Below are 690 nucleotides of genomic sequence, written 5' to 3'. Positions count from 1 at the left end.
GGGTTCACCCCCGTTTTCACGGACACTTACGAGAAGGCCGATCGAGGCCATGAGGAGTGTTCATGTCGAAGCGAAGGAAGTTCAGCGCGGAGTTCAAGCGCGGTGCGGTTGAGCAGGCCAGCCAACCGGGTGTCAGCTGCGCCCAGGTGGCGCGGGAGCTGGGGATCCGGGACACCCTGCTGACCCGCTGGAAACGGGAAGCCCAGAGCCAAGGCAAGGTGGCCTTCGGGGGCACCGGGACGCCCCGGGACGAGGAGCTGGCCCGCGTCAAGCGCGAGCTGGCACGGGTGAAGAAGGAACGCGATTTTTTGCGAGAAGCGGCGACGTTCTTTGCCAAGGGATCATCCTGAGGTATCAGGTGATCGAACGTTGCCGCGATGAGTTTCCGGTTCGGCTGATGTGCCGCTGCCTGCGGGTGTCGGCCAGCGGTTATTACGACTGGAGCAAACGCCTTCCCAGTGCCCGAGAGCTCGGCAACCAGCGCTTGCTCGGTCGGATCCGGGAGCTGCACGAGGACAGCCGGGGCACGCTGGGTGCGGGTCGCATGCACGAAGACCTTGTCGATCAAGGCGAGTCAGCCAGCCTGAACCGGGTGGCGCGCCTGATGGCGGCCGATGGCCTGCAGGGCTGGCCGCGACCGAAGCGGCGTGGTCAGCGCGGCCGGCCTGCGCTGACGCCGCCGGGCGTGCG

General features: G+C 66.8%; 1 pseudogene. It reads left to right on the top strand.

Annotated features, from left to right (window positions below):
• Window positions 1-62: 62 nt before the first annotated feature.
• A pseudogene (locus N799_RS14980) lies at window positions 63-690 on the top strand (transposase); the annotation flags it as partial.

This window comes from Lysobacter arseniciresistens ZS79 (genome assembly GCF_000768335.1).
GTDB classification, from domain to species: domain Bacteria; phylum Pseudomonadota; class Gammaproteobacteria; order Xanthomonadales; family Xanthomonadaceae; genus Novilysobacter; species Novilysobacter arseniciresistens.
This window is presented reverse-complemented; position numbering and strand designations above follow the sequence as displayed.